The organism is Roseovarius sp. BRH_c41, assembly GCF_000961715.1.
Taxonomy (GTDB): domain Bacteria; phylum Pseudomonadota; class Alphaproteobacteria; order Rhodobacterales; family Rhodobacteraceae; genus Roseovarius.
The window spans coordinates 25188-48821 of sequence record NZ_LADY01000019.1; the positions used below are offsets into that span (position 1 = coordinate 25188).

Annotated in this window: 18 protein-coding genes and 3 pseudogenes; 7 read left to right on the plus strand and 14 right to left on the minus strand. The window is 61.5% G+C overall.

The genetic code is table 11. The annotated features are described in order from the left end of the window. Nucleotides 1-15: 15 nt before the first annotated feature. The 4 genes and pseudogenes from VR71_RS05055 to VR71_RS24660 all read right to left on the minus strand — a co-directional run. The gene (locus tag VR71_RS05055) at nucleotides 16-1533 is read right to left on the minus strand and encodes an ABC transporter ATP-binding protein (protein WP_045681774.1); all 1518 of its coding nucleotides are present in this window, start codon (nucleotides 1531-1533) and stop codon (nucleotides 16-18) included. Beyond that, complete coding sequence (locus tag VR71_RS24655; protein WP_296429933.1) at nucleotides 1530-2003, minus strand: XdhC family protein; 474 nt, start codon at nucleotides 2001-2003, stop codon at nucleotides 1530-1532. Before VR71_RS24655 ends, VR71_RS05055 begins: the two co-directional genes overlap by 4 nt. Before the next feature lie 21 nt (nucleotides 2004-2024). Further along, nucleotides 2025-3559: pseudogene (locus VR71_RS05060) on the minus strand (molybdopterin cofactor-binding domain-containing protein); the annotation flags it as partial. Then, a pseudogene (locus VR71_RS24660) lies at nucleotides 3551-3706 on the minus strand (2Fe-2S iron-sulfur cluster-binding protein); the annotation flags it as partial. The pseudogenes VR71_RS05060 and VR71_RS24660, both read right to left, overlap by 9 nt. A 160-nt stretch (nucleotides 3707-3866) precedes the next feature. Here VR71_RS24660 and dnaE point away from each other — a divergent pair. Next, nucleotides 3867-7367 carry a DNA polymerase III subunit alpha gene (gene dnaE / locus VR71_RS05065; protein ID WP_045681776.1) on the plus strand — a complete coding sequence of 1167 codons (3501 nt, stop codon included), beginning with the start codon at nucleotides 3867-3869 and terminating at the stop codon, nucleotides 7365-7367. On the opposite strand, the gene VR71_RS05070 is transcribed toward dnaE, so the two are convergent. Next, the gene (locus VR71_RS05070) at nucleotides 7364-7558 is read right to left on the minus strand and encodes a SlyX family protein (protein WP_045681777.1); all 195 of its coding nucleotides are present in this window, start codon (nucleotides 7556-7558) and stop codon (nucleotides 7364-7366) included. The two genes, dnaE and VR71_RS05070, sit on opposite strands and share 4 nt — an antisense overlap. A 109-nt stretch (nucleotides 7559-7667) precedes the next feature. Between VR71_RS05070 and hisS the strand changes: the two genes are divergently transcribed. Genes hisS through hisG form a run of 3 tightly spaced genes read left to right on the plus strand, consistent with a single transcriptional unit; the run spans nucleotide 7668 to nucleotide 10917 of the window. Further along, nucleotides 7668-9140 carry a histidine--tRNA ligase gene (hisS, locus tag VR71_RS05075; protein ID WP_045681779.1) on the plus strand — a complete coding sequence of 491 codons (1473 nt, stop codon included), beginning with the start codon at nucleotides 7668-7670 and terminating at the stop codon, nucleotides 9138-9140. Continuing rightward, nucleotides 9140-10225 carry an ATP phosphoribosyltransferase regulatory subunit gene (locus VR71_RS05080; RefSeq protein ID WP_045681781.1) on the plus strand — a complete coding sequence of 362 codons (1086 nt, stop codon included), beginning with the start codon at nucleotides 9140-9142 and terminating at the stop codon, nucleotides 10223-10225. The genes hisS and VR71_RS05080 overlap by 1 nt, the downstream gene beginning before the upstream one ends. Next, on the plus strand, nucleotides 10222-10917 hold the full coding sequence (gene hisG, locus VR71_RS05085; RefSeq protein WP_045681787.1) for an ATP phosphoribosyltransferase: 696 nt from the start codon (nucleotides 10222-10224) through the stop codon (nucleotides 10915-10917). The genes VR71_RS05080 and hisG overlap by 4 nt, the downstream gene beginning before the upstream one ends. A 103-nt stretch (nucleotides 10918-11020) precedes the next feature. Here the strand turns inward: hisG and VR71_RS05090 are convergent, their stop codons facing one another. From VR71_RS05090 to VR71_RS05110, 5 genes are all read right to left on the minus strand, one after another. Continuing rightward, nucleotides 11021-11614: an outer membrane beta-barrel protein gene (locus VR71_RS05090; protein ID WP_045681789.1), complete on the minus strand. Its 594-nt coding sequence runs from the start codon at nucleotides 11612-11614 to the stop codon at nucleotides 11021-11023. Between the two features lie 313 nt (nucleotides 11615-11927). Then, entirely contained in the window at nucleotides 11928-12557 is a 630-nt protein-coding gene (locus VR71_RS05095; protein ID WP_009816267.1) for a porin family protein, read from the minus strand. A gap of 228 nt (nucleotides 12558-12785) precedes the next feature. Then, nucleotides 12786-14342: an inorganic phosphate transporter gene (locus VR71_RS05100; RefSeq protein ID WP_296429882.1), complete on the minus strand. Its 1557-nt coding sequence runs from the start codon at nucleotides 14340-14342 to the stop codon at nucleotides 12786-12788. Between the two features lie 18 nt (nucleotides 14343-14360). Then, nucleotides 14361-14819 carry an NUDIX hydrolase gene (locus VR71_RS05105; RefSeq protein WP_045681791.1) on the minus strand — a complete coding sequence of 153 codons (459 nt, stop codon included), beginning with the start codon at nucleotides 14817-14819 and terminating at the stop codon, nucleotides 14361-14363. Nucleotides 14820-14959: 140 nt separating this feature from the next. Then, complete coding sequence (locus VR71_RS05110; RefSeq protein ID WP_045681793.1) at nucleotides 14960-18355, minus strand: LAGLIDADG family homing endonuclease; 3396 nt, start codon at nucleotides 18353-18355, stop codon at nucleotides 14960-14962. A gap of 91 nt (nucleotides 18356-18446) precedes the next feature. Here VR71_RS05110 and VR71_RS05115 point away from each other — a divergent pair, with 91 nt between their 5' ends. Then, complete coding sequence (locus tag VR71_RS05115; protein WP_045681795.1) at nucleotides 18447-18872, plus strand: DUF1489 domain-containing protein; 426 nt, start codon at nucleotides 18447-18449, stop codon at nucleotides 18870-18872. Nucleotides 18873-18915: 43 nt separating this feature from the next. Here the strand turns inward: VR71_RS05115 and VR71_RS25530 are convergent. Further along, nucleotides 18916-19062: pseudogene (locus VR71_RS25530) on the minus strand (hypothetical protein); the annotation flags it as partial. Between VR71_RS25530 and VR71_RS24665 the strand changes: the two are divergent. Both VR71_RS24665 and VR71_RS05120 read left to right on the plus strand, forming a co-directional pair. Beyond that, nucleotides 19049-19204: a hypothetical protein gene (locus VR71_RS24665; RefSeq protein ID WP_198134928.1), complete on the plus strand. Its 156-nt coding sequence runs from the start codon at nucleotides 19049-19051 to the stop codon at nucleotides 19202-19204. The pseudogene VR71_RS25530 and the gene VR71_RS24665 sit on opposite strands and share 14 nt — an antisense overlap. 9 nt (nucleotides 19205-19213) lie before the next feature. Then, nucleotides 19214-19516 (plus strand): hypothetical protein, encoded by a 303-nt coding sequence (locus VR71_RS05120; RefSeq protein WP_296429883.1) that lies wholly within the window; start codon nucleotides 19214-19216, stop codon nucleotides 19514-19516. A gap of 41 nt (nucleotides 19517-19557) precedes the next feature. Here VR71_RS05120 and VR71_RS05125 read toward each other — a convergent pair whose 3' ends face one another. The 3 genes from VR71_RS05125 to VR71_RS05135 form a co-directional block, all read right to left on the minus strand. Continuing rightward, the gene (locus VR71_RS05125; RefSeq protein ID WP_045681801.1) at nucleotides 19558-20517 is read right to left on the minus strand and encodes a DUF808 domain-containing protein; all 960 of its coding nucleotides are present in this window, start codon (nucleotides 20515-20517) and stop codon (nucleotides 19558-19560) included. A gap of 143 nt (nucleotides 20518-20660) precedes the next feature. Beyond that, entirely contained in the window at nucleotides 20661-22178 is a 1518-nt protein-coding gene (locus tag VR71_RS05130) for an AMP-binding protein (protein WP_045681803.1), read from the minus strand. Beyond that, the gene (locus VR71_RS05135) at nucleotides 22175-23584 is read right to left on the minus strand and encodes an aldehyde dehydrogenase family protein (RefSeq protein WP_045681934.1); all 1410 of its coding nucleotides are present in this window, start codon (nucleotides 23582-23584) and stop codon (nucleotides 22175-22177) included. The genes VR71_RS05130 and VR71_RS05135 overlap by 4 nt, the downstream gene beginning before the upstream one ends. Nucleotides 23585-23634 lie beyond the last annotated feature (50 nt).

Genomic DNA, 23634 nt, shown 5'->3' on the forward strand with positions numbered 1-23634 from the left:
CTCAAATTTGACGGATCACACATGCGCCACCTCCATGCCATGTGCGCCACCCATCATCAATCCGACCGCCTCGACACTGAGGCCATGCGTGGACTGTATCTCGGACAGTCGTCCTTCATTCAATGCGCCGAACCGGTCAGAGATTTCCATCAGTTCATCAAGGTCCTGACTGATGCAAATCACGGCTGCGCCACCCGCCGCGAGATCCAGCAGCGCCTGACGGATCGCCGCTGCCGCTGCCGCATCAACCCCCCATGTCGGCTGGTTGACGACCAGAACCTCAGGTCGCTGCAAGACTTCTCTGCCGATAACGAACTTTTGCAAGTTTCCCCCGGACAAAGCCCGCGCAGCAGTGCTTGGTCCCGGTGTGCGGACGTCAAACGCCGAAATGATCCGCCGGGTAAAGGCCTCTGCCGCGCCCCATCTGAGAAAGCCGCGATGCATCAGATGCTCACGGGCAGCTGCCGTTAGGATCGCGTTTTCCGTCAGGCTCATATCAGGGGCCGCCGCGTGGCCCAGTCGTTCCTCTGGCGCGGTCAAAAGGCCAAGGACACGGCGCGCCGCCGGCCCCATTTGCCCGATGGGTTCCCCCCACAATCGGACTGCCCCCGCCGCGACCGGCATTTCACCCGAGAGCGCGGCAAGTAATTCATCCTGTCCATTGCCCGCGACACCACCAATTCCAAGTACCTCCCCGGCGCGGACTGCAAAGGTAACAGCTCTGAGGGACGTGCCAAACTGTCCCGTCGCTGCAACCGACAGGTCAGCCACTTCCAACGCGACGGCCCCCATCTCGCGATCGGTTCGAGCCGGAGCCGCAAAGGCTGAACCCACCATCATTTCCGCCATCGCGCGCGCGGGGGTGTCGCGCGGCACACAGGTCCCCACATTGCGCCCCTGACGCAGGATCGTGGCATGATCGCACAGGGCGCGGATCTCTTCCAGTTTATGCGAGATGTAAAGGATGGCCACACCTTCAGCCGTCAGCTTGCGCAGTGTTTGAAACAAGATACCGACCTCTTGCGGAGTGAGAACCGACGTGGGTTCATCCATGATCAACAGGCGCGGACTCTGCAAAAGACAGCGAATAATCTCCACGCGTTGCCGTTCCCCCGCCGAGAGATCCCCCACGATCCGATGTGGATCAAGTGGCAGGCCATAGGTCTCGGATACGTCCCGAATCCTAGCCGCCAGATCGCGAAGGGGCGGAGGGTTTTCCATCCCAAGTGCAACATTCTCGGCAACGTTCATGGCCTCGAAGAGCGAGAAATGCTGGAACACCATGGCCACGCCCGATGTTCGCGCGCGGTGAGGATCAGGCGGCGCATAGGGCGCGCCACGCAAGGTCATCACTCCGCTGTCGGGCTTTACAAGGCCATAGATCATCTTGACCAAGGTCGATTTACCCGCGCCATTTTCGCCCAAGAGCGCATGCACCTCGCCCTCGCGGATGACAAAGGACACGGCGTCATTCGCGACAACCCCCGGATAGGCCTTGGTCAAGCCCGAGACGATCAGCAAATCGCCTGTCACGCGGTTCTCCTTCGGTCTTGGGCCTTGGTATCCGGCTCTTTCAGTAGCGCAGCCGCAACGCCAAGCGCAATGGCCTGTGGATGTTTGCCTAAACGGGGATCACCAATCGGACAGGAAATGCGAGAAATCTGGGCATCCGAGTGCCCGAGCGCTGCCAATCTCTGCTGAAACCGCGCCCATTTGCTCGCCGAGCCAATCAATCCCACGCTCCCAAATGATCGCAACAAAAGACGATGGCAAAGTTCCAGATCAAGCGCATGATCATGGGTTACAACGACATGAGCTGCATCATCGGGGGCAATGGTGATGGCCGCAAACGGATCGGCGCAGGGCGTGATCCGCGCAGACAGATCACAGAGCAGAGAAGGTCGCGATTCAGCCAGCATTATCGCCAAGCTCGGCACCGGGGCCAGAATCCCAGCCAAGGCGCGTCCGATATGCCCTGCGCCATGGATCACCACCGGGCGCATCGGCAACAGGCGCTCGATCGGCCAGCCTGCCCCCTGCACATAACCGCCCTCGGTCTGCCCGATGTCGAGCGCAGGATTGAGCGAGGCGCCGCAATCATGCAGGATGTCGGCGCGCAGGATGCGGTTCTCACCACTCAGCCCGTCCACCACCAACTCGGTCACGGCGGCACCAAAGGCGAAATAGTAGAATGGCCGCCCTTCGCCCTTGATCCGATCCCATGCGAGATCGGGCGTCTTGTAGGACCCGGCCGCGGACAGGCTGATGCGCTGCTCGTAGCAGAACTTGGCGGCGGCGGCGAAACTCATTCGTTGCGTGCCAATCTGCACCATGCCCCCGGCGAACTGCACCGCGTCTGGCGGAACGCCGTGATGCCGTGCCAGACACTCAGCCATCCGCTGCCGGATCGTATCGCACGCCGCCTTGACCGCCATGCCGTTGAGATCGCTGCCGGAACTTGCCGCCTTGGCCGAGGTGTTGGGCACTTGGGCGGTATCCGTCGCGGTGATCTTGATTGCAACCAACGACAGGCCAAAGTCTGCGGCCGCCATCAGTGCCACCTTTTGAAACAACCCCTGCCCCATCTCGGTCCCACCATGGTTGAGATTGACCGAGCCATCCTGATAGACATGCACCAAAACCCCTGCCTGATTAAGATGGCTGAGCGTAAAGGAACTTCCGAACTTGACCGGCGTGAGCGCCAGCCCCTTCTTCAACACCGGGTTGTGGGCGTTCCACGCGGCCACCGCTACCCGCCGCGCGCAATAGGCAGAGGTGTCCACGAGCCGCTCGGTCATCTCGTGCAGGATGAGATCCGCAACCTCCTGCCCATAGGGCGTGACTTGCGGGTTCATCTGACCCGAAATGCCTTCGGGCGCGCGCGCAGCGCGGGGGGCAGCCAGCCCCCCTCCCGCGCTTGCGGCATAGGAGTTGCGTTGCCGCACCGCCAGCGGGTCAAGCCCGAGCGCATGGGCCACATGATCCATCACCCGCTCGATGCCCAGCATGCCCTGTGGCCCGCCAAAGCCGCGAAAGCCGCGAAAGCCGCGAAACGCGGTGGCAGAGGCCGTGTTGGTGCGCAACCGATGGCTTTCGATCCGCACGGCAGGCAGTGATAGGCGTTGTCGGCATGCAGCATGGCCCGGTCGGCCACCGGCAGCGACAGATCCTGCGACCAGCCGCAGCGGGCGTAGTGGACGAATTCCACCCCGGTCAGCCGCCCGAGGGCCTCTGCCACCTTGTGTTGCACCTCGATCACGCCGTCGATCCCGTGAGGGGCCTCCACGATGGCCGCAGTGGCATCCCCTCTTTGCCAGATGCGCGGACCGTCTTCGAAGCGGCTATTGGCGGCCAGTGCGGCGTCGATGGTCAGGATCGGCGTCGCCTCTGCATAGCGGATATTACCCCGGCGCGCGGCCAATTGGCTGGTGGCGACGACCAGAAAGAGCAGCTGGCCGTGATAGTGCACGTCACCAGTGCACAAGAGTGGTTCGTCTTGGGCCGAAGGCGAGCAATCGGCCCCCTGCAGCAGGTCTGTGGCGGTCAACACGACGTTCACCGTGCAGGCGCCGCAATCGCCCTCGTTGCAGCCTTCCTTGGTGCCGGTGAGGCCCCGCGTCTCGCGCAGCAAGTCGAGCAGGGTTGTCGTCGCGGCCACATCCCGCAGCGCCACGGTCTCTCCGTTGAGAAGAAACGTGAGGTTCATGAGCCGGTGCCTGCCGCGTTACCGATCCCTGCCCCATGCTGCCTGACCTTCGATGCGGCGTAGAAGGCGGCGGGCTTGCTATGTCTTTTCTCGATGAAAGCGGGGGGCGGATGGTTTGGCAAGTCTTTTGTTCAACCGCACCCGGCGCTAGGGTGACGACATGAGCACCAGTCCCCGATTCATTCACCTCCGCGTGCATACCGAATACTCCTTGCTCGAAGGGGCGATACGGCTGAAAAAGCTGCCAAGCCTCTGTGCAGCGGCAGGCATGCCCGCCGTTGCCGTCACCGACACCAACAACATGTTTGCCGCACTGGAGTTTTCAGTCAGCGCGCAAGGGGCAGGCGTGCAGCCGATCATGGGCTGTCAGATCGATCTGGACTACATAGCGCTCGCGCCTGGTGAACGCACAAAGCCACCAGCGCCTCTGGTCCTGCTTGGGCAGAACGAGCGCGGCTATGAGAACCTGATGAAGCTCAACTCGTGCCTCTACCTGCGCGGCGACGGCAGTCTGCCGCATGTGACGCTGAGCGAATTGGAGCGCCATGCCGAAGGTGTGATCTGCCTGAGCGGCGGACCAGATGGTCCGGTGGGGCGTCTCTTGCAGGCTGGCCAGCGTCCAGGGGCGGAGGCGCTGATGCAGCGTTTGATGCGGGCGTTCGGCGACCGGCTCTATGTCGAGTTGCAGCGTCACCCCAGCGACGGCGGTGCGCCGGAGGCTGAGCGTTTGACAGAGCGGGGGCACATAGAGATGGCCTATGCGATGGGTCTGCCGCTTGTCGCTACCAACGATGTCTATTTCCCAAAATCGGACATGTATGAGGCGCATGATGCGATGCTTTGCGTGGCTGATGGCGCCTATGTCGATCAAAGCGCGCCGCGCCGTCGCTTGACCCCACAGCACTACTTCAAAAGCCAGGACGAAATGGCCGCCCTCTTTGCCGACCTGCCAGAAGCGTTGGAGAATTCTGTCGAGATTGCCAAGCGCTGCGCCTTTGGTTGCTATAAGCGTGATCCAATTCTGCCAAAGTTCGCCGATGACGAGGTCGAGGAATTGCGTCGGCAGGCGCGCGCCGGACTCCAGTCACGCTTGGCCGTAATCCCCCATGCCGCCCCAGTTGAGGAATATGAGAAACGGCTCGAATTCGAGCTTGGCATCATCGAGGGCATGGGCTTTCCCGGCTATTTCCTGATCGTGGCCGATTTCATCAAATGGGCCAAGGATCACGATATTCCAGTCGGTCCGGGTCGTGGCTCGGGCGCGGGCAGTCTGGTGGCCTATGCGCTGACCATCACCGACCTTGATCCGCTGCGTTACAGCCTGCTCTTTGAGCGGTTCCTGAATCCGGAGCGGGTTAGCATGCCCGACTTTGACATCGACTTTTGCATGGATCGCCGCGAGGAGGTGATCCAATACGTGCAGGAAAAATATGGTCGTGACCGGGTGGGCCAGATCATCACCTTTGGGGCCCTCTTGTCCAAGGCTGCCGTGCGCGACATCGGCCGCGTGTTGCAAATGCCCTATGGGCAGGTGGACCGCCTGTCCAAGATGATCCCGGTCGAAGGCGTCAAACCGGTGAGCATCGAAAAGGCCTTGGCCGACGAGCCGCGTCTGCGCGAAGAGGCCAAGAACGAAGAGGTTGTTGACCGCCTCCTGACCTATGCCCAACAGGTTGAGGGGCTGTTGCGCAATGCCTCAACACATGCCGCAGGTGTTGTGATTGGCGACCGGCCACTCGATGAACTGGTGCCGATCTATCAAGACCCGCGTTCGGACATGCCTGCCACGCAATTCAACATGAAATGGGTGGAGCAGGCGGGGCTGGTCAAATTCGATTTTCTTGGCCTCAAGACCCTGACCGTGATCCAGAACGCGGTCGACATGATCCGCAAGACGGGCCGTCCTCTGAATGTAGCGGCGGATGGAACCGAGTTATACCAGCCTCCCAAGGGGTTTGAATTCGACATCGGTGCAATCCCGCTTGATGACGAAAAATCCTACCGGCTATATGCCAGTGCCAAGACGGTTGCGGTGTTCCAGGTGGAATCCAGCGGCATGATGGATGCGCTCAAGCGCATGAAGCCGACCTGCATCGAGGATATCGTGGCCCTTGTGGCGCTCTACCGCCCCGGTCCGATGGAGAATATCCCGACCTATTGCGAGGTAAAGAATGGCCTCAAAGAGCTCGAATCGATCCACCCGTCGATTGACTATATCCTAGAGGAAACCCAAGGCATCATCGTCTATCAGGAACAGGTGATGCAGATCGCGCAGGTGATGGCGGGCTATTCCCTTGGCGGTGCTGACCTTTTGCGCCGCGCCATGGGCAAGAAGATCGCCGAAGAGATGGCCAAGGAGCGCCCGAAATTCGAAAAGGGCGCGATGGAGAACGGGGTCAACAAGAAAAAGGCCAGTGAAGTCTTTGACTTGCTTGAGAAGTTCGCCAACTACGGGTTCAACAAATCCCACGCGGCGGCCTATGCGGTGGTCAGCTATCAGACTGCCTGGCTCAAGGCCAATCACCCGGTCGAGTTCATGGCCGGTGTGATGAATTGCGATATCCACCTGACCGACAAGCTGGCGGTATATTTTCAAGAGGTGAAAAAGGGGCTGGGTCTGGATTGGGCCGGGCCCTGCGTCAACCACTCCGAGGCCACGTTCGACGTGCGGGATGGCGTGCTGCACTACGCGCTTGGCGCGCTCAAGAATGTGGGTGTTGAGGCGATGAAGCTGATCACGGCAGGACGGAGCGACCGGTCCTTTGCTACGCTCTACGATGTGGCGCAGCGGGTCGATCTCAAGCGGGTGGGCAAGCGCCCGCTCGAAATGCTGGCGCGCGCCGGGGCGTTTGATTCGCTCGACCGCAACCGCCGCCGCGTGTTCGAGAGTATCGAGGCGCTGATGAGCTATTCAGCGGCGATCCACGAGCAGAAGAATTCCAATCAGGTCTCGCTCTTTGGCGAGGCGGGAGATGATCTACCCGAGCCGCGCCTTGCGCCCGTTGACGATTGGCTGCCCGCCGAACGACTGACCGAGGAATTCAAGGCCGTGGGCTTTTACCTCTCGGGGCATCCGCTTGACGACTACATGACTGTGCTGCGGCGGCAGGACGTCAAGACACTGGACGAGGTGACAGCGCAGGCCGAACGCGGTCCGGCACTGGTCAAGATGGCCGGCGTTGTCGCCGGGCGACAAGAGCGGAAATCGGCGCGCGGCAACCGATTTGCCTTTGCGCAGCTCAGCGATACCACCGGCAGCTTCGAGGTGACGATATTCTCGGATACGCTTGAGAAGTGCCGCGAGTTTCTCGAGACGGGCGCACAGGTGGTAATCACCGCCGAGGCCACGATGGAAGCCGATCAGTTGAAACTTCTCTGTCGTGCCGTACAACCGATTGATGGGATGGTGGCAGGGGCTGGCGCGGTGGGCCTGCGGATTTTCGTGGATCAGCCGGGGGCGATTGGTTCGGTCGCTGCGGTGTTGCAGGGGGCCAGCCAATCCGCGCGCGGGGCGCGCCCCGGTCCGATCCATTTCTGCCTGATGGGGGCAGGCCTGCCCGGTGAGGTCGAGATCGACAGCGGCGCGGAATATCCGGTGACGCCGCAGATCAAGGGGGCAATCAAGACCCTGACCGGCGTGGTGATGGTGGAAGAAATCTAATAATGCGGCGGGCGCTCGTCGCCTAGGATCACGCCGCCGTCGCTCTCGCCCTGCCTCGCCGCTTCGCGTGCGAGCAGCATTTCGACCCGCAGGCGCAGGCAGTCAATCTCGCGGTCTTGGCGTGCGATGACATCCGACAGGTCATCGACCGTGCGGATCAGGTGGGCCAGTTTTTCTTCGATATCGGTCATGGCATGGCATTACGCGCGGATGCGCTCACGGTCAATCGCGCAGCCGCCTTGCCCCGGCGCGGCCCTTGGGCTAGACCGCGCCACGACAGATGCCGCAAGGACGCATGCCATGGCCAAGCCCAAAAAAGAGCCCCGCCCCAAGGCCGAAACGCCCAAGGGTTTTCGCGATTATTTCGGCGCCGAGGTCACGACGCGCGCCGCGATGCTGAATGCGATTGCCGGCGTCTATCATCGGTATGGGTTTGATGCCCTGGAATCGAGTGCTGTGGAGACAGTCGAAGCCTTGGGCAAGTTCCTGCCCGATGTGGATCGACCCAATGAGGGGGTCTTTGCCTGGCAGGACGAGGACGAGAAATGGCTGGCGCTGCGCTATGATCTGACCGCGCCATTGGCCCGCGTTTATGCTCAGCACCGCAACGATCTGCCGACGCCTTATCGGCGCTATGCGATGGGGCCGGTCTGGCGCAATGAAAAGCCGGGACCGGGCCGGTTTCGTCAGTTTTATCAATGCGATGCGGATACGGTGGGGACAGCGTCGATGGCGGCGGATGCCGAGATCTGCGCGATGCTGGCCGATGCGCTGGAAGAGGTGGGGATCGAGCGCGGCGACTATGTGGTGCGGGTGAATAACCGCAAAGTGCTGAATGGGGTTCTGGAGGCGACGGGCGTCACTGAACCTGACCAACAGGCCGCCGTCCTGCGCACCATCGACAAGTTCGACAAGGTGGGCGAAAGCGGCGTGCGCGAGTTGTTGGGCAAGGGGCGGCTGGATGCGTCTGGGGCCTATATTGATGGTGTGGGCTTGTCGGATGACCACGCGGCACCCGTGCTGGCTTTTCTGACATCGAAGGGCTGCGATGCCCCTGAAACCTTGTCTAACCTGCGCGCAGCGGTGGGCGGCTCGGAGATTGGCACTCAGGGCGTCAACGAGCTCGAAGAAATCGCCACGCTGCTGGAGGCCCAAGGCTACGGCCCCGACCGGATCGTGATCGACCCCTCTGTCGTGCGCGGCCTTGGCTATTATACCGGCCCGGTGTTCGAGGCGGAGTTAACGTTTGAAATCGTTGATGAAAAAGGTCGTCCCCGCCAGTTTGGCTCAGTCGCCGGTGGCGGGCGGTATGACGATCTCGTCGCGCGCTTTACCGGGCAGCAGGTGCCGGCCGTCGGTGTTTCCATCGGCGTTGACCGTCTGCTTGCCGCGCTGCATGCCAAGGGCAAGATCGGTGGCGCGGAGCGTGGTCCGGTGGTTGTGACCGTGATGGACCGAGACCGGATGGCAGATTATCAGGCCATGGTCGGCGCGTTGCGTCAGGCGGGTATTCGCGCCGAGGTCTACCTCGGCAACCCCAAGAATTTCGGCAATCAGATGAAATATGCTGACCGGCGCGGCGCTCCGGTGGCCGTTATTGCCGGGGGTGATGAATTCGAGAAAGGCGTGGTGCAGATCAAGGACCTGATCCTTGGGGCGCAGATTGCCGAAAATGCGACGGTTGAGGAATGGAAAGAACGGCCCAGCCAATATGAAGTGCCTCGCGCGCAACTCGTTGAAAAGGTGCGTGAAATTCTGGCGGAGCGCGGGTGATGCCGGAGCGTGCCGCGATCCGGGCCGAGGCCGCGCGTCTGCGTGCTCTGTTTGAGGCGGCAGGTGCATTGCCTGTCGAAACCTCTGTCCTGCAACCCGCAGAGGTGCTGTTGGACCTCTACGGCGAGGATATCCGCGCGCGGGCCTATGTGACCTCGGACGCGCTGCGGGGGGAGCAGATGCTGCGCCCCGACTTCACCGTGCCTGTGGTGCAGATGCATATGGAGCATGGGGCGGAACCTGCGCGCTATACCTATTCCGGCGAGGTTTTTCGGCGTCAGGAAGAGGACGCTCAACGGGCCAATGAGTATATCCAAGTCGGCTATGAAATCTTTGAGCGCAATGCGCCAGAAGCGGCGGACACAGAGGTTTTCTCTATGTTTTTCAACATCCTGCGTCCACTTGGTTTGCGCGCGGCGACGGGGGATATCGGGATATTGATGGCTGCTGTAGAAGGGCTGCGCACCACGGATCGGCGCAAGGCGGCCCTGAGGCGGCACATCTGGCGACCACGACGGTTTCGAGCCTTGATGGATCGGTTCTCGGGGCGGGCTGTGGTGCCCGAACCACGCACCGCGCTCTTGGCGGCGGCAGAGCCAATGGCCGGGATCGAACCCCTGATCGGGCTGCGAGGGCCGGATGAAATAGCAAACCGAATCAATGCGTTACGCGAGGATGCGACGGCGGGGCCGATCTCTGCCTCTGAAGTGCAGTTGTTGGATGCCATTCTTGCGGTGCGCGAAACCAGCGACAACGCGCTAGAGCGGCTGCGCGACATTGCGGTGGACATGCCCGCGATCCAAGGGGCTGTAGACCGTCTGGGGCGACGTCTGGAGGCGATGACAGAGCGCGGAATCGACATCACGAAACTGGATTTCGAGGCCAGTTATGGACGCACGCAGATGGAATACTATGACGGCTTTGTCTTTGGTTTCTATGCAGAAAATCGGCCTGACCTGCCCCCTATCGCCACTGGCGGACGCTATGATGCGCTAACCCGGCAGTTGGGTCGGGGCCGCGAGATTCCGGCAGTGGGTGGGGTGATCCGTCCGGGGTTGGTTCTGAACCTTGGGGGTGCGGCATGACCCTGAAACTCGGAGTGCCGTCCAAGGGGCGGTTGATGGAAAAAACCTTTGACTGGTTCGCCAGACACGGCATCACGCTGGGGCGGTCCGGATCGGATCGTGAATATGCGGGATTTGTTCAAGGCATTGATAATGTTGAGTTAATCCTTTTGTCCGCAGGGGAGATTCCACGCGAACTGGCCGCCGGACGTATTCATTTGGGCGTTACGGGAACGGACCTGATCCGGGAAAAGCTGGGACAATGGCAAAATCAGGTGGCGGAACTGGCGGAACTGGGGTTTGGGCAGGCCGATCTGGTGCTTGCTGTGCCGCGGTGTTGGGTGGATGTGAGCCACTTGGACGACCTTGATGCAGCCGCCGCCGCGTTCCGGCTAAAGCACGGATTTCGTTTGAGAATTGCCACGAAATATCATCGTTTGGTGCGGGATTTCCTGCGTGAAAACGGGGTGGCGGATTATCAGCTGGTGGACAGTCAGGGCGCCACCGAGGGCACGGTCAAGAATGAGACCGCCGAGGCGATTGCGGATATCACATCGACCGGTGACACGCTGCGGGCTAACCATTTGAAAATATTGGAAGATGGCCTGATCTTGAAATCACAGGCGACACTCTTCAAGTCTCGGGTGGCCCCGATGGAGGCCACCGACCGGCACACGCTGAAGGCGTTGAAACAGCGGCTCGATCTGGACTGAAGTTTAATGGCAACGTACGTTTGTGCGGTCTCACCGTACGGTCGTGCGGGACGAGAAAGGGCGACCCAATGGGTCGCCCTCTACCTTTGGTGTCGGACCGGGCTCAGAAGCGGAAAGACGCCCGCGCCTGAACAGTGGTCGCATCAACATCTGCACCCGACGTGCCGAAATCGTCGAACTGGTGATAGAGCACCTCACCACCGAGCGAGACGTTTTCGGTGACCATGTGCTCGTAGCCTGCGCCGACGAAATAGCCGTCATCATCACCGAACGTATCGGTGTCCGCCCAAGCGTAGCCGCCGGTCCCGTAGAGCAGACCGTTGCCGATCTTGTAACCGGCGCGCGCCTTGGCACGGAAGACTTCTTCGAGCGACGCTGCGCCGCCGAGGTCGATGTCGGCGAAGTCATAGTCGAGGCCTGCGCCGACCACCCAGTTGTTACCGAAGTCATAATCGTAACCGGCGATCACACCACCAATCAGACCGTCGCCTTCGACGCCGGCTGCGCTGGTGTCAACATCACCGTAGCCAATCTGGCCACCACCGTAGAAACCGGTCCAGTTTGGGCTGGTCGGGGCCGGGGGCGCAACGGGGGTCGCGATTACGGGCTCGGCGACGGGCTCTTGCACGTTGCCAGCGAAGGCCGGGGCAGCCAGCAGGGTGGTTGCGGTCATGAGCGCTGTGGTTGTTTTCAGCATCTTGGTTTCCTTTCGATCAGTTTATGTCGGCCGAGCCGAGGGAGGAGAGGCGGCCCGGAGACAAACGGTTGCTTCCGTCTCGAAACATATCGGTTCTCTTGCCTTGCCGGACAAGGATACCACCGCGTCAACCGGCTCATACGCCTGCAAGTGGCAAGGAAATGCTGATAATAAAGAGTTTTCGGCGGATTTTTGCAGGGCAATGTGTTGAAAACGCAACCCTCTGTTGAATACCTCTACAGCGCCCCTTGAAGGGATGTAGGCGGACGCGCTGGAGGACGCGCCCGCCCGATTGACCGCGCGACCCTGCCGATCAGAAGCGGAAAGTGGCGCGGACCTGTATCGTGGTGGCCTCGACATCGATGCCGGTCGAGTTGAAGTTGTCGAACTCGTGATAGAGCACTTCGCCGCCCACGGAAAACTGACTGGAGACGAGGTATTCGTAGCCCGCACCGATGAACCAGCCATCATCGCGTCCGGCGGTGTCTGTATCGGCGTTGGCCCAACCGGCCGCGCCATAGAGCAGGCCGTTGCCGATCTTGGGACCACCGCGCAGTTTGACGCGAAAGATTTCCTCGATCGAGGTGCCGGGACCCGCGTTGATGTCGGCGAAGTCGTAATCCAGCGCCCCTCCGAGCACCCAACGACCGAAATCATGGTCATAGCCAAAGGTGACACCGCCGATGAAATCCTCGTCGTTGCTGGAGATGTCGCTATCGACAACACCCACGCCAAGCTGACCGCCGATGTAAAAGCCGGTCCAATTGGCGGAACTGCTGAGCGTCGGGCGGCTCTGGGTCGAGAGGCTGGCGGTGGGCGTATCATTTGGGGCGTCAAAGGTGATGAGAACGGGCTGTTGAAACGCCGTTGGCGGGGTTTCGGCCGTGGCGGGCGCAGCAACGGCAAGGGTAGTTGTGGCGAGAAGCGGCAGGAGAGGACGCATCAAACTGATCCTTTCAGACGAGATTCTCTGATGGGTTCAGGATCAACGGTCCGGGGTGCGTCTGCAACGAACGATGCCGTCGCGGGGGATCAAGAGCGGGTGAAAGCGACGTGTGCGGCGATGGCGCGTCGGCTGGGGGCTATCGTCCAACGTCCTGCGCAGCGCGGTTGCGGATTGTTTGGCGCAATCACGCAGCGAAGACGTCTGACACCGTGTTCTGAGATTGCCTTAGACGGGCAGGCTGTTCAACGCGAGAAACACCAGCGCCGAAATCAATGCCGCAGCAGGAACCGTGATCACCCAAGCCGCGATAATCGTCATGAAATGCGATCTGCGCACCAGTTTGCGCCGCCGCCGCTCTTCGGGCGCGATGCGCAACTCGGGTTGAGTCGTGATCTTGTTATTGCGCAAGCGGCGTTCCGCATCCCATTCACGAAAGAAGCCGACGCCGAACACCCCACCGACCGCGATATGGGTCGAAGAGACCGGCAGGCCAAGCCAACTTGCGACAATGACAGTGACTGCGGCCGACAGGGCCACACAATAGGCGCGCATCGGGTTCAGTTTGGTGATCTGCGACCCGACCATGCGAATGAGTTTGGGGCCGAAGAGGAAGAGACCAAAGGAGATTCCGAACGCGCCAACAATCATCACCCAAAGCGGGATCGACACCTTTGCCGAGATGGTGCCAAACTCGGCGGCATGGACAATGGCCGCCAGCGGGCCCACGGCATTCGCGACGTCATTGGCTCCATGCGCAAAGCTCAGAAGAGCTGCTGAAATGACCAATGGCACGCCGAAGAGCCGCTTGAGGGATTTGTTGCGATTTTCCAGCCCCTGTGACTGCCGTTTGATCAACGGGATGGTCACGATCCATGCGATCACACCCAGCACCAGACCGACCGTAGCCGCGGTGCCAAGGTCGATCTTGACGACCCGGCTCAGCCCTTTCAGCGCCAGATAGGTTGAGAATGCCCCGACCATGATCCCGATCAGGATCGGCACCCAGAAACGCGCGGCGGCAATCTTGTCGTCTCGGTAAATGACCCGCGATTTGATCAGCGCAAGGAAAAGCGCCGCAATCACACCGCCAAGCACCGGCGAAATCACCCAAGACGCCGCAATCGCGCTCATCGTGGTCCAGTTCACGGCGGACAATCCGGCGGCGGCAATCCCGGAGCCCATCACCCCACCGACCACGGAATGCGTGGTCGAGACAGGTGCGCCGATCCATGTGGCAAGGTTGATCCAAAGAGCCGCTGAAATCAGCGCCGCCATCATCGCCCAGATAAAGACCTGTGCATCGGCGACGGTCATAGGGTCGATGATGCCACTGGAAATGGTCGAGACCACATCGCCGCCCGCGAGCAGTGCGCCGAGAGTTTCGAAAATCGCCGCAATCGTAATCGCCCCACCAAGGGTCAGCGCGTTGGCACCCACTGCGGGGCCCATATTGTTGGCCACGTCATTGGCCCCGATGTTCAGCGCCATATAGGCCCCGAAGACCGCCGCCGCGATCACCACAAAGTTGATCGGAAACGCGCCAAAGAAGACCGCTGCCGCGAGGCCTGTTACAACGATGAAGGCCAGCGCGATGCCGGGTGCCACCATCGGACGGGCGACATATTGCGTTGCTGTTTCCAGATGCGAGAACCGCTGGAGATCCCGGTCGAGGGTTTCAAGATGGTTGGCGTCGTTTTGCGTCTCGCTCACAGCTTGCCCCTCGGTGAATGGCTCGGAGCGGGCATAGGGAACCTCGCCCTCGGCATCAACCGATTTCGTCACAAAACTGAAACAAAATCGTTACAAATCACGCAGGATTTGCTGCAATTGCGGCTCTTGCACCATCTGTGCGGCTTCGCTGGGGCTGACCCATTTGCGGCGGCGTTCGGCGACTTCGGGATAGTCCTCTTGCATCTGGGTCACCTCGATCGCGAAAACCAGAGTTTCCACAGGCACGGGCAGTCCTGTGGAGAGTTCCTTTTCATAGCAATAGATCCCCACGGCCTCGCTCGTCACGCGGCCGGACCGAACGCCCGCCTCTTCCCATGCCTCTTGCAAGGCCGCACCGGGCGCATCCTTACCGTCGATTGGCCATCCTTTGGGGATAATCCAGCGGCCCGTGCCGCGCGATGTGATCAGCAACACCTCTTTGTGCCCATCGTGCTCACGATAGCAGAGTGCCGCGACCTGAAGCCGACGCGGCCGCCTGAACAGGGGTCGAACGAAGTCGATCAATGCTCTATGCATCGGTCTTGTCATGGAGACACTCTCTAACCCTGCCCGGATATTCTTGTTTATTCAGTTAGTTATACAGACTTTTTGAGTGAATTGCAAATGACACGTGTCAGCGCCGCCTGCGTTGAGCCCGGTTGAGACGGGGGTGCGAAACGGTGCGCTGATCATCCGGAGCATTTGCTGTGGCCACAACTGCCACAGGTCATGCAACCTTCAATCATGCGCATGTCGTATTGGCCGCAGGCGGGGCAAGCGGGGCCTTTGCGGGCTCCGTCGATGCCAACGATCTGCGCCTGAGGGTCTTGTTTCAGGCCCATGCCTTCGCCCTCAAGGAATCCGATCTGCACCAAATGTTGCTCCAGCACACCACCGATGGCGGCCAGAATGCTGGGCACGTATTTGCCCTGCATCCATGCGCCACCACGGGGATCGAACACAGCCTTCAGTTCCTCCACCACAAAGGACACATCGCCGCCGCGCCGGAATACCGCTGAGATCATCCGTGTCAGCGCAACGGTCCAGGCGTAATGCTCCATGTTCTTCGAGTTGATGAAGACCTCGAAGGGTCGCCGATGACCGTTCAGCACGATGTCATTGACGGTGACGTAGATCGCATGGTTGCTGTCGGGCCATTTCAATTTGTAAGTGGCCCCTTCCAATTCCTTGGGCCGGTCGAGCGGTTCGGACATATAGACCACCTCGCCGCCGGTGACGGGGATATCGCCGCGCGTCTCGCCGGGCACCTTGTCGGACGTCTCTGATACGCTCAGCACCGATCCTGTCACATCGTTGGGCCGGTAGGTGGTACAGCCCTTGCAGCCCAGATCCCAAGCCTGAAGATACACATTCTTGAACGCCTCAAAGGAAATATCCTCGGGGCAGTTGATGGTTTTGGAGATGCTGCTGTCCACCCATTTCTGCGCCGCCGCCTGCATCTTGACGTGATCCTCGGGCGGCAGGGTCTGGGCGTTGACAAAATAGCTGGGCAAAGGGGCATGGCCCATCCGGTCGCGCCACATCTGCACGGCGTAATCGACCACCTCTTCCTCGGTGCGGCTGCCATCCTTTTGCAGCACCTTGCGGGTGTAGCTATAGGCAAAGACCGGCTCGATCCCGGAACTGACATTGCCGGCATAGAGGCTGATGGTCCCGGTGGGCGCGATGCTGGTCAGCAAAGCGTTGCGAATGCCGTGCGCGGCCACGGCGGCGCGCACATCCTCGTCCATTGCCTGCATTGTGCCGGAGGCCAGATAGGCGTCGCGGTCAAAAAGCGGAAACGCGCCTTTTTCGCGGGCCAGATCGACGGAGGCCAGATAGGCCGCCCGCGCGATGGCATGGAGCCACGCCTCGGTCTGCTGCACAGCCTCGTCCGATCCATAGCGCAGCCCGACCATCAGGAGCGCATCGGCAAGGCCAGTCACGCCCAACCCAATTCGCCGCTTGGCCTGCGCCTCGGCGGCCTGCGCGGGCAAGGGAAAGCCGCTGACATCCACGACATTATCCATCATGCGCACGGCCACGCGCACGAGATCGTCCAACGCCGCCGCATCCACCCGCGCGCCAGTTGCAAACGGTTCGACCACCAGCCGCGCAAGATTGATCGAGCCCAAGAGGCACGCGCCATAGGGCGGCAGGGGCTGTTCGCCGCAATTGTGAACATAGACCCCATTGGCGTCGAAGGCATTGACGCCCGGCACCTGCACATCAAACACTTCGGCCATGCCGTCATCCACGACATCCGCGACCACGGCGCTGAACCTCTCGCGATTCAGCGCCCGTTTGTAGCCGCTCAGGGCCACGGCCAGCCGCCGCGCCTTGGCCACATCCGTAAAGCCGATGCGCTCCTGATAGGTGGCCAGGTTTTCGCCGCTGATCACCAGCTCATGCTGCGCCTTCGTCTCAAAATGCGCTTGCCCGCCCTTGCCATCCGGCAAAAACGCCCGACCCGCTTCGCGACGGTTTTCATAGATCACCGCGTTCATGCCCAGCCGGGCCAGCATCCGTTGCGCGGCCTGCAGCAAGGCCAGATCGCTTTGCGCCAGACGGACCGACACGCCCTTTTCCTGCGCCCCCTGAACCGAGCCATCGGCATCGAACAAACCGCGCAGCACGGCAGCCCCAAAACCGGCAGTCTCCGCGCCTTCAATCTCGGGGGTGATTGTCTTGCGCCCGCGCGTCAGCCCGTATTCCGCCGCCAGTGCGGTCAGCGCCGCCGTACCGATCCGGTACTCGCCGCGCCCTTCAACCTTTTGCCAACCGGCAAAGTCGGCGCGGTGCGGCAAATCCCGAAGCAGCGCCTCGACCCTGTCCATGACCGAATGGCCAAGCGGTTGCGCGCCGATACATTCCTCCTGCGGCCAGACCGAGATCAGCGTTTTATCATCGCGGATCACCCCGTCTCCGATCAGCAGGCCCAGCAGATAGCCGCGTTCATCCTCGGGGCGGGTCTGCATCATGGCGGTGCGGTGATCGTGCAACACGACCTCGTCGCCCGGGCGCAGATCACCGGCAGGCACCCATTCCACCTCCTGCCGCCAGCGGGTTTTCCCAACCACTTTGCGCACAAGATGGTCAGCCGTGAGCCGCAGGTGACGCCCGCAAGCCGTGCTCAGCCGCTTGACCGGCTTTAGTCCAGTGCAGAAGAACCCATGTTCGCCGCTGTCATAGGCTATGCCATTCACCACAGCCCGGAACGGTCGGTCAAGCAATGCACTGACTTGCCGCGCGCCTTCATCGGTCATGACCCAAGTCTCGGCGGTCACGCACGGATTGGTCGCCGCGATGGTCTCGCAATAGCTCAGGTTGTTGGCGGCGTTGATGCGGTCGATGAAGATCACGCCCGGTTCGGCATAATCATAGGTAGCCTGCATGATCCGGTTCCAGAGATCACGCGCCTGCACGGTGTGATAGACGCGGCCCCCGAAGACCAGATCCCATGGGCCATCCGCCTTGACCGCCTCCATGAAGGCATCGGTGATCAAGACCGACAGGTTGAACATCCGCAGGCGCGCCGGATCGGATTTCGCGGCGATAAAGGCCTCGATGTCGGGATGGTCACAGCGCATCGTGGCCATCATCGCGCCCCGGCGGCTGCCTGCCGACATGATCGTGCGACACATTGCGTCCCACACATCCATAAAGCTGAGCGGCCCGCTTGCATCCGCCGACACGCCCTTGACCTCGGCCCCTTTGGGCCGGATCGTGCTGAAATCATAGCCGATGCCGCCGCCCTGCTGCATGGTGAGTGCCGCTTCGCGCAGGTTGTCGAAAATGCCGCCCATGTCGTCGGGGACCGTGCCCATGACGAAACAGTTGAACAACGTCACTTTGCGCGCGGTTCCGGCACCGGCGGTGATCCGACCTGCGGGCAGGAATTTGAAATCTTCGAGAGCGTGGAAGAACCGATCTTCCCAGACCTGCGGCTCTGCCTCGAGCACGGCCAGCGCGCGGGCAATCCGTCGCCAGCTGTCCTCGACACTGGCATCGCCACCGTCTTCGGTCTTGAAACGATATTTCATGTTCCAGATCTGTTCGGCAATCGGGGCGGCAAATCGGCTCACGGGTCTCTCCAAATTCAGGCAGAGAACCACAATAGCTTGAAGCTGCCTGCATTTCCACTACCCTATCTGCTCGAAATGGAGATTCTTTGCCATGGCCCTGCATCTGATCAAACTGAGCGTTGGCACCACCTCGGTCGAGGATCTGGAGGACTGGCACAAAGATCCCCGCGCCAAGGGGCCGGATGGCCTGCCACGCCATGTCACCCGCATGTGGCCGAAGCGCGAGGCTGAATTGCTGAGCGGCGGCTCGATCTACTGGGTCATTCAGGGGCTGGTGCAATGCCGTCAGCCGATCCTGCGGCTGGATGAGGTGACGGGCAGCGACGGAATCCGCCGCTGCGCCATCGTGCTCGAACCGGCGCTCATCCGCACCGCCACCGCGCAGAAACGCCCCTTTCAGGGCTGGCGCTATCTGCCGGGACCGGATGCGCCGCCCGATCTTGGAACCGCGCGGGCCACGGATGACAAACTGCCCCCTGCCCTCTCTGCCGCGCTGGCGGATATCGGTGTGTTGTGACGGCCGCGAGTCCGCGGCCAACCATTGCCGCAAGGCGCGCGGTCGGGGGGGATGGTGACGCTGCAATCCGTCCCGAAACGAGTGATCCGCGCAACATTCCGCCAAAGAAGACCATCAGAGAAATCGCACGTCCACACGCCCGAGTCCCGTTCGGCAACGTCGTCTGAGCCGAGACATTGAAGGGTGTCATTGCATCAAGCCAGATCAGGACCGCCAAGCGGCACCTCGACGATCTGGCGTCGCCCTTGCTGTTTGACGAGATTGAGCGTCCCGAGTGCCCCGACGATCTTGATCCGGCGTTCTGCTGCTCTTGCGTGGCCGGGCGCACATGAGAGACATGGGTGTTTTGTCTAGGGGGCGTGACGCGCGACCTGCGCGCGGGCATAGAGATCGTTTCGAACACTGGCGAAACCCTCTACGGGTTCGCCGCCTCTGGCAGCGCTCTCGTCAACCTGCGGCGATTTCTGGTCGAAGACGGGCTTGGGTCCGGGCAAGTTGAACACGTCCCGCCGGATTGGACCCTGCCGCCACTCGAACCTATGCGCAACGATCCCCCCTGTGAGATGGTGCCGCCTTCACCGATTTTCGACGGCTACGGTCGCGAGTGGAAGGGCTTTGATTTTCATATCAAACGCAAGAGTTGACCTCTGAGACAGACGATCCCTGTTGGGTCGGGATTGGAGGGTCATGTCTTTTCAGGAAAGAGCCATCCCGTGACCGGCACCACGGCGCGGTTCACGATTGGGATCAGCACCAATCCGGTTGCCAGACCGACAACACCGTCGAGCCCAGCGGTCACAGCCCAGGTCACGAATCCTTGGGCAGAGCCAATAGCCTCAGAAGCGGCCATTGCGATGTGCTTGATCTGCTCATAGGGCAGATGCCAGCCTAGGTCATGCACCCCGTGGACGATGATACTGCCACCGACCCAGAGCATCGCAACCGTGCCGATTGTCGCGATCACCACCATCACCGCGGGCATTGATTTGACAATTCCGCGCCCCAAGGACCGAGTCAGGGCAAACCGGCCTTTGGCCGTGAGCAGAATGCCAAGATCATCGGCCTTGACCAGTAAGGCCACCGCCCCATAGACCAGTGCCGTGATCCCGATGGCCACCGCCGCCAATGCGGCGGCCTGTATCCACAATGTGTCGATCTCGATCTGAGACAACGAGATTGTCATAATTTCGGCTGACAGGATGAAATCGGTCTTGATGGCCCCTTTGACCCGCTGCTCTTCCAAATGTGCGGCCTCAAGTGTCGTTGCTTCTTGGGGACCGTGATCCTTGTGCGGGACGATCAGATGCCAAACCTTTTCCGCCCCCTCAAAACAGAGATAGGCACCGCCGATCATCAAGAGCGGTGTCAAAAGCCACGGCAGGAAGGCGTCCAAGAGCAAGGCCACGGGCAGCAGGATCACCAATTTGTTGAAAAAGGACGCCCGCGCGATCTTCCACACGATGGGCAGTTCGCGCGCGGCGGGTAGCCCTGTCACATATTTCGGCGTTACGGCCGCGTCATCAATAACGACGCCTGCGGCCTTTGTTCCGGCTTTGCTGGCTTGCGCGGCGACATCATCAAGCTGCGACGCCGCAAGCTTTGCGATGGCCGCAACGTCGTCGAACAGGGCCAGTAATCCGCTCATGCCAGTTCCTGCCCTTTTCCGCCGCAAAGATAGCCAATATTTTCCGAGGAAAATGACTGCAATTCAAGGGTGTCAAAGTTTTCCGACCAGATCAAGCCGTTTGGAAGATCAAAGCTGGTCGCGCTGTGCGGCGGCGGCCAAGCTCATGGGTTTCGTTCAAGTTCCGGGTTGAGCAGATCCTTGAGTTTGACCCGCTGGATCTTGCCGGAGGGCCCTTTGGGCAACTCGTCGAGAAAATAGATGCGGTCCGGGCATTTGAACGCACCAAGTCTGTCCTTGCACAGTTGCATCAGATCATCCGATGTCAGGGCAGATCCGGGAGTGACCGCAACCGCCGCCTCGACCCGTTCACCGTACTGCGGACAGGGGCGGGAGAAGGCCGCGGCCTCGACCACGTCAGGGTGGGCGTAGAGCACCTCGTCAATCTCGCGGGGGGCGATGTTTTCGCCGCCCTTGATGATCAGCTCCTTGAGCCGGCCGGTGACATAGAAATACCCCTCGGCGTCCTTGCACCCGAGATCACCGGTGCGCAGCCAGCCATCAGGGGTGAAGCTGTCGCGCGTGGCCTCGGGATTGCGCAGGTATTCCAGCATCACATTCGGGCCTTTGACGATAATCTCACCCTCTTGGCCCGGAGGCAATGGGCGCATGTCTGGCCCCGCCACTTGGGCCTGATTGCCATAGGCGATCCCCGGCGAGCCGATCTTGCGGGCGGCGGGCGGCAAGGGGTTTGAGAGGATTTGCGCCGATGTCTCGGTCAGGCCCATGGTTTCGATGATGGGCACATCGAACCGCGCCTCAAAGGCCGTGTGCACCTCGACCGGCAAAGGCGATGAGGCGGAGCGGCCAAACCGCAGGCGCGCGCGGGTCTCGGGATCGGGCGCGGTGTCGCCATGCAAGAGGTGCGAGATGATGGTGGGCACGACCGAGAACCACGTTGCGCGCGTCTCGGCGGCCTGAGCCCAGAACCGGCTGGCAGAAAACCGCCCACACATCGCCAGTTGCCCCCCTGATACGAGCGATCCCATGACGGACACACAAAGCCCGTTGATATGATAGACCGGCAGAACGCAGAGCCCGGTATCCTTGGCCGAGAGGTCGTGGGCGATGGTCGTGGTCCATCCCCCGGCCAAGAGGCTTGATTGCGTATGCACAACCCCCTTGGGTCGCCCCGTGGTGCCCGAGGTATACATCAGGAGCGCATGGTCACCGGGTGCGACCGGATGCAGGCCGTTGCAGGGCATCTGTTCGGTCATGTCGAGTGCGGTGATGGTGTCGCGGGACGTGACCCGTTGGAACATCGCGTGCTGCGCGGGATGCACCAAAGCCACCCGCGCGCCGGAATGCTCGAGCGCATAGCCAATCGCCTCGGCTCCGGCGACAAGGTTGATCATGGTGGCGCGAAATCCGCCGTAGAGGGCACCGTAGAGCGCCTCGATCGCCGCCTGCCCGTTGGGTTGCAGGATCGCCACGCTCTCGCCATGTAGGGCGCCTTTGGCGGTCAACAGCGCCGCAATCGACTGGGCGCGGGCGCGCAATTCGGGCCAGTCGATTGCCGTGCTCTCATCGGGAAAGGACATGGCCGGGCCACCGGCCTCGGCGCGGGCGTCGATCCAGTCGCGCAGCGTGCCCTCGGGCGGCGTGTCGCGCCGCAGCCTCATTGTCCGGCCACCTGCCAGTAGTCGCCGAAAATCTCGTCGAGCGTCGGCTCTCTGGGCGAGATTTCCCGCACGATCTTGGTGGTTTGCAGGAAATGCCGCCAGTTGAGGTTGTCGTCGATGGAATTGCCGCCCCAGCTGCCGCACCCCATCGACAGCGAAAAGGGCAAGCCGTTGTTGAACGCGCCCCCCGTGGCAAAGCAATGCGCCTGATTGACGATCACCCGGCAGGTTGGCAAGGCGGCACCCAGATGGCGGGCGCGGGCATCTTGGGTGCTGTGCAGACCAACGGAATGACCGGCCCCTTGATGGGTGAGGATGCGCGCAACAATATGGGTTGCCTCCGCGAAATCAGAGGCCCGATAGAGGGCCAGCACGAGGCTCAGTTTTTCGCCTGAGAGCGGATGCTCTGGACCGATGCCACGCGTTTCCACCGCGACAAAGCGCGTGCCTTGCGACACGCGTCCCGTGAGGCCAAGGGCGTTGATCATGCGGTCGGCATCCTGGGCGATCACCGCGCGGCTGAGATGGCCGTCGGGCCAAAGACGCGCCACGATGTCCGCCGAGTCCGCCTCGGGAACCAGTGCGCCGCCCTCGCGGGCCAGTGCCGCGACAAAGGCGTCATAAATCGCATCCACCACCACGACGGCATTCTCAGATGAGCAAGAGGTCGCGTTATCGAAGGTCTTGGACGCCGCGATCTTGGCTGCGGTGGCGGTCAGATCGGCGGTTTCATCGACGATCACGGTGACATTGCCTGCGCCCACGCCAATCGCGGGGGTGCCGCAGGTATAGGCGCGGCGCACATTGTCCTGACTGCCAGTGACGACGACCAGATCGGACAATTCCAGCATGCGTTGAGTCTTGGCCTTGGACCCGGGCGCGGGCACCATCTGGACCAGATCGGGATCAGCGCCGATTTTGGCGAATTCGGAATGGATATGTTCGAGCAAGCGCGCGCAGGTCGGCACCCCTTTGGGTGAGGGTGAGAGCACGATGGCATTGCCGCATTTGAGGGCGTTGATGATGTTGTTCGCAGGTGTCGCGCCGGGGTTGGTCGAGGGCACCACAGCGCCAATCACCCCGATGGGGCGCGCGATTTCGGTGATGCCGGTGGCAGGATCATCGCGGATCACGCCAAAGGTTCTGGCCCCAGCAATATCGCGCATGAGGCCAAGGGTCTTGCGGTGGTTCTTGGTGATCTTGTCTGGCACATTGCCAATGCCGGTCGTAGCCACCGACAGTTCCGCCAAGGCGCGGTTGCGTGCAGGTTCCATGATCGCCCAAGCCACGGCCTGCGCCGCCCGGTCATAGCGCTCTTGCGACCCGCCTGCCTCATAGGCGCGTTGAGCAGCCTTCGCGCGGGCCATGATCTGTTCGACAGCGGCGAGTTCGTCGGATGCAGTCATCATCTGTTCCTCTGGAGTTTATGCAGGGCGGGCGGGCCGCCCTGCATGGT

Coding starts and splice junctions, on each gene's coding strand:
- hisS (WP_045681779.1), top strand. CDS start 7,668: ATGGCCAAGCCCAAAAAAGAGCCCCGCCCCAAGGCCGAAACGCCCAAG.
- VR71_RS05135 (WP_045681934.1), bottom strand. CDS start 23,584: ATGACTGCATCCGACGAACTCGCCGCTGTCGAACAGATCATGGCCCGC.
- VR71_RS05080 (WP_045681781.1), top strand. CDS start 9,140: ATGCCGGAGCGTGCCGCGATCCGGGCCGAGGCCGCGCGTCTGCGTGCT.
- VR71_RS05130 (WP_045681803.1), bottom strand. CDS start 22,178: ATGAGGCTGCGGCGCGACACGCCGCCCGAGGGCACGCTGCGCGACTGG.
- VR71_RS05070 (WP_045681777.1), bottom strand. CDS start 7,558: ATGACCGATATCGAAGAAAAACTGGCCCACCTGATCCGCACGGTCGAT.
- VR71_RS05095 (WP_009816267.1), bottom strand. CDS start 12,557: ATGCGTCCTCTCCTGCCGCTTCTCGCCACAACTACCCTTGCCGTTGCT.
- VR71_RS05105 (WP_045681791.1), bottom strand. CDS start 14,819: ATGACAAGACCGATGCATAGAGCATTGATCGACTTCGTTCGACCCCTG.
- hisG (WP_045681787.1), top strand. CDS start 10,222: ATGACCCTGAAACTCGGAGTGCCGTCCAAGGGGCGGTTGATGGAAAAA.
- dnaE (WP_045681776.1), top strand. CDS start 3,867: ATGAGCACCAGTCCCCGATTCATTCACCTCCGCGTGCATACCGAATAC.
- VR71_RS05125 (WP_045681801.1), bottom strand. CDS start 20,517: ATGAGCGGATTACTGGCCCTGTTCGACGACGTTGCGGCCATCGCAAAG.
- VR71_RS05115 (WP_045681795.1), top strand. CDS start 18,447: ATGGCCCTGCATCTGATCAAACTGAGCGTTGGCACCACCTCGGTCGAG.
- VR71_RS24655 (WP_296429933.1), bottom strand. CDS start 2,003: ATGCGCCCGGTGGTGATCCATGGCGCAGGGCATATCGGACGCGCCTTG.
- VR71_RS05090 (WP_045681789.1), bottom strand. CDS start 11,614: ATGCTGAAAACAACCACAGCGCTCATGACCGCAACCACCCTGCTGGCT.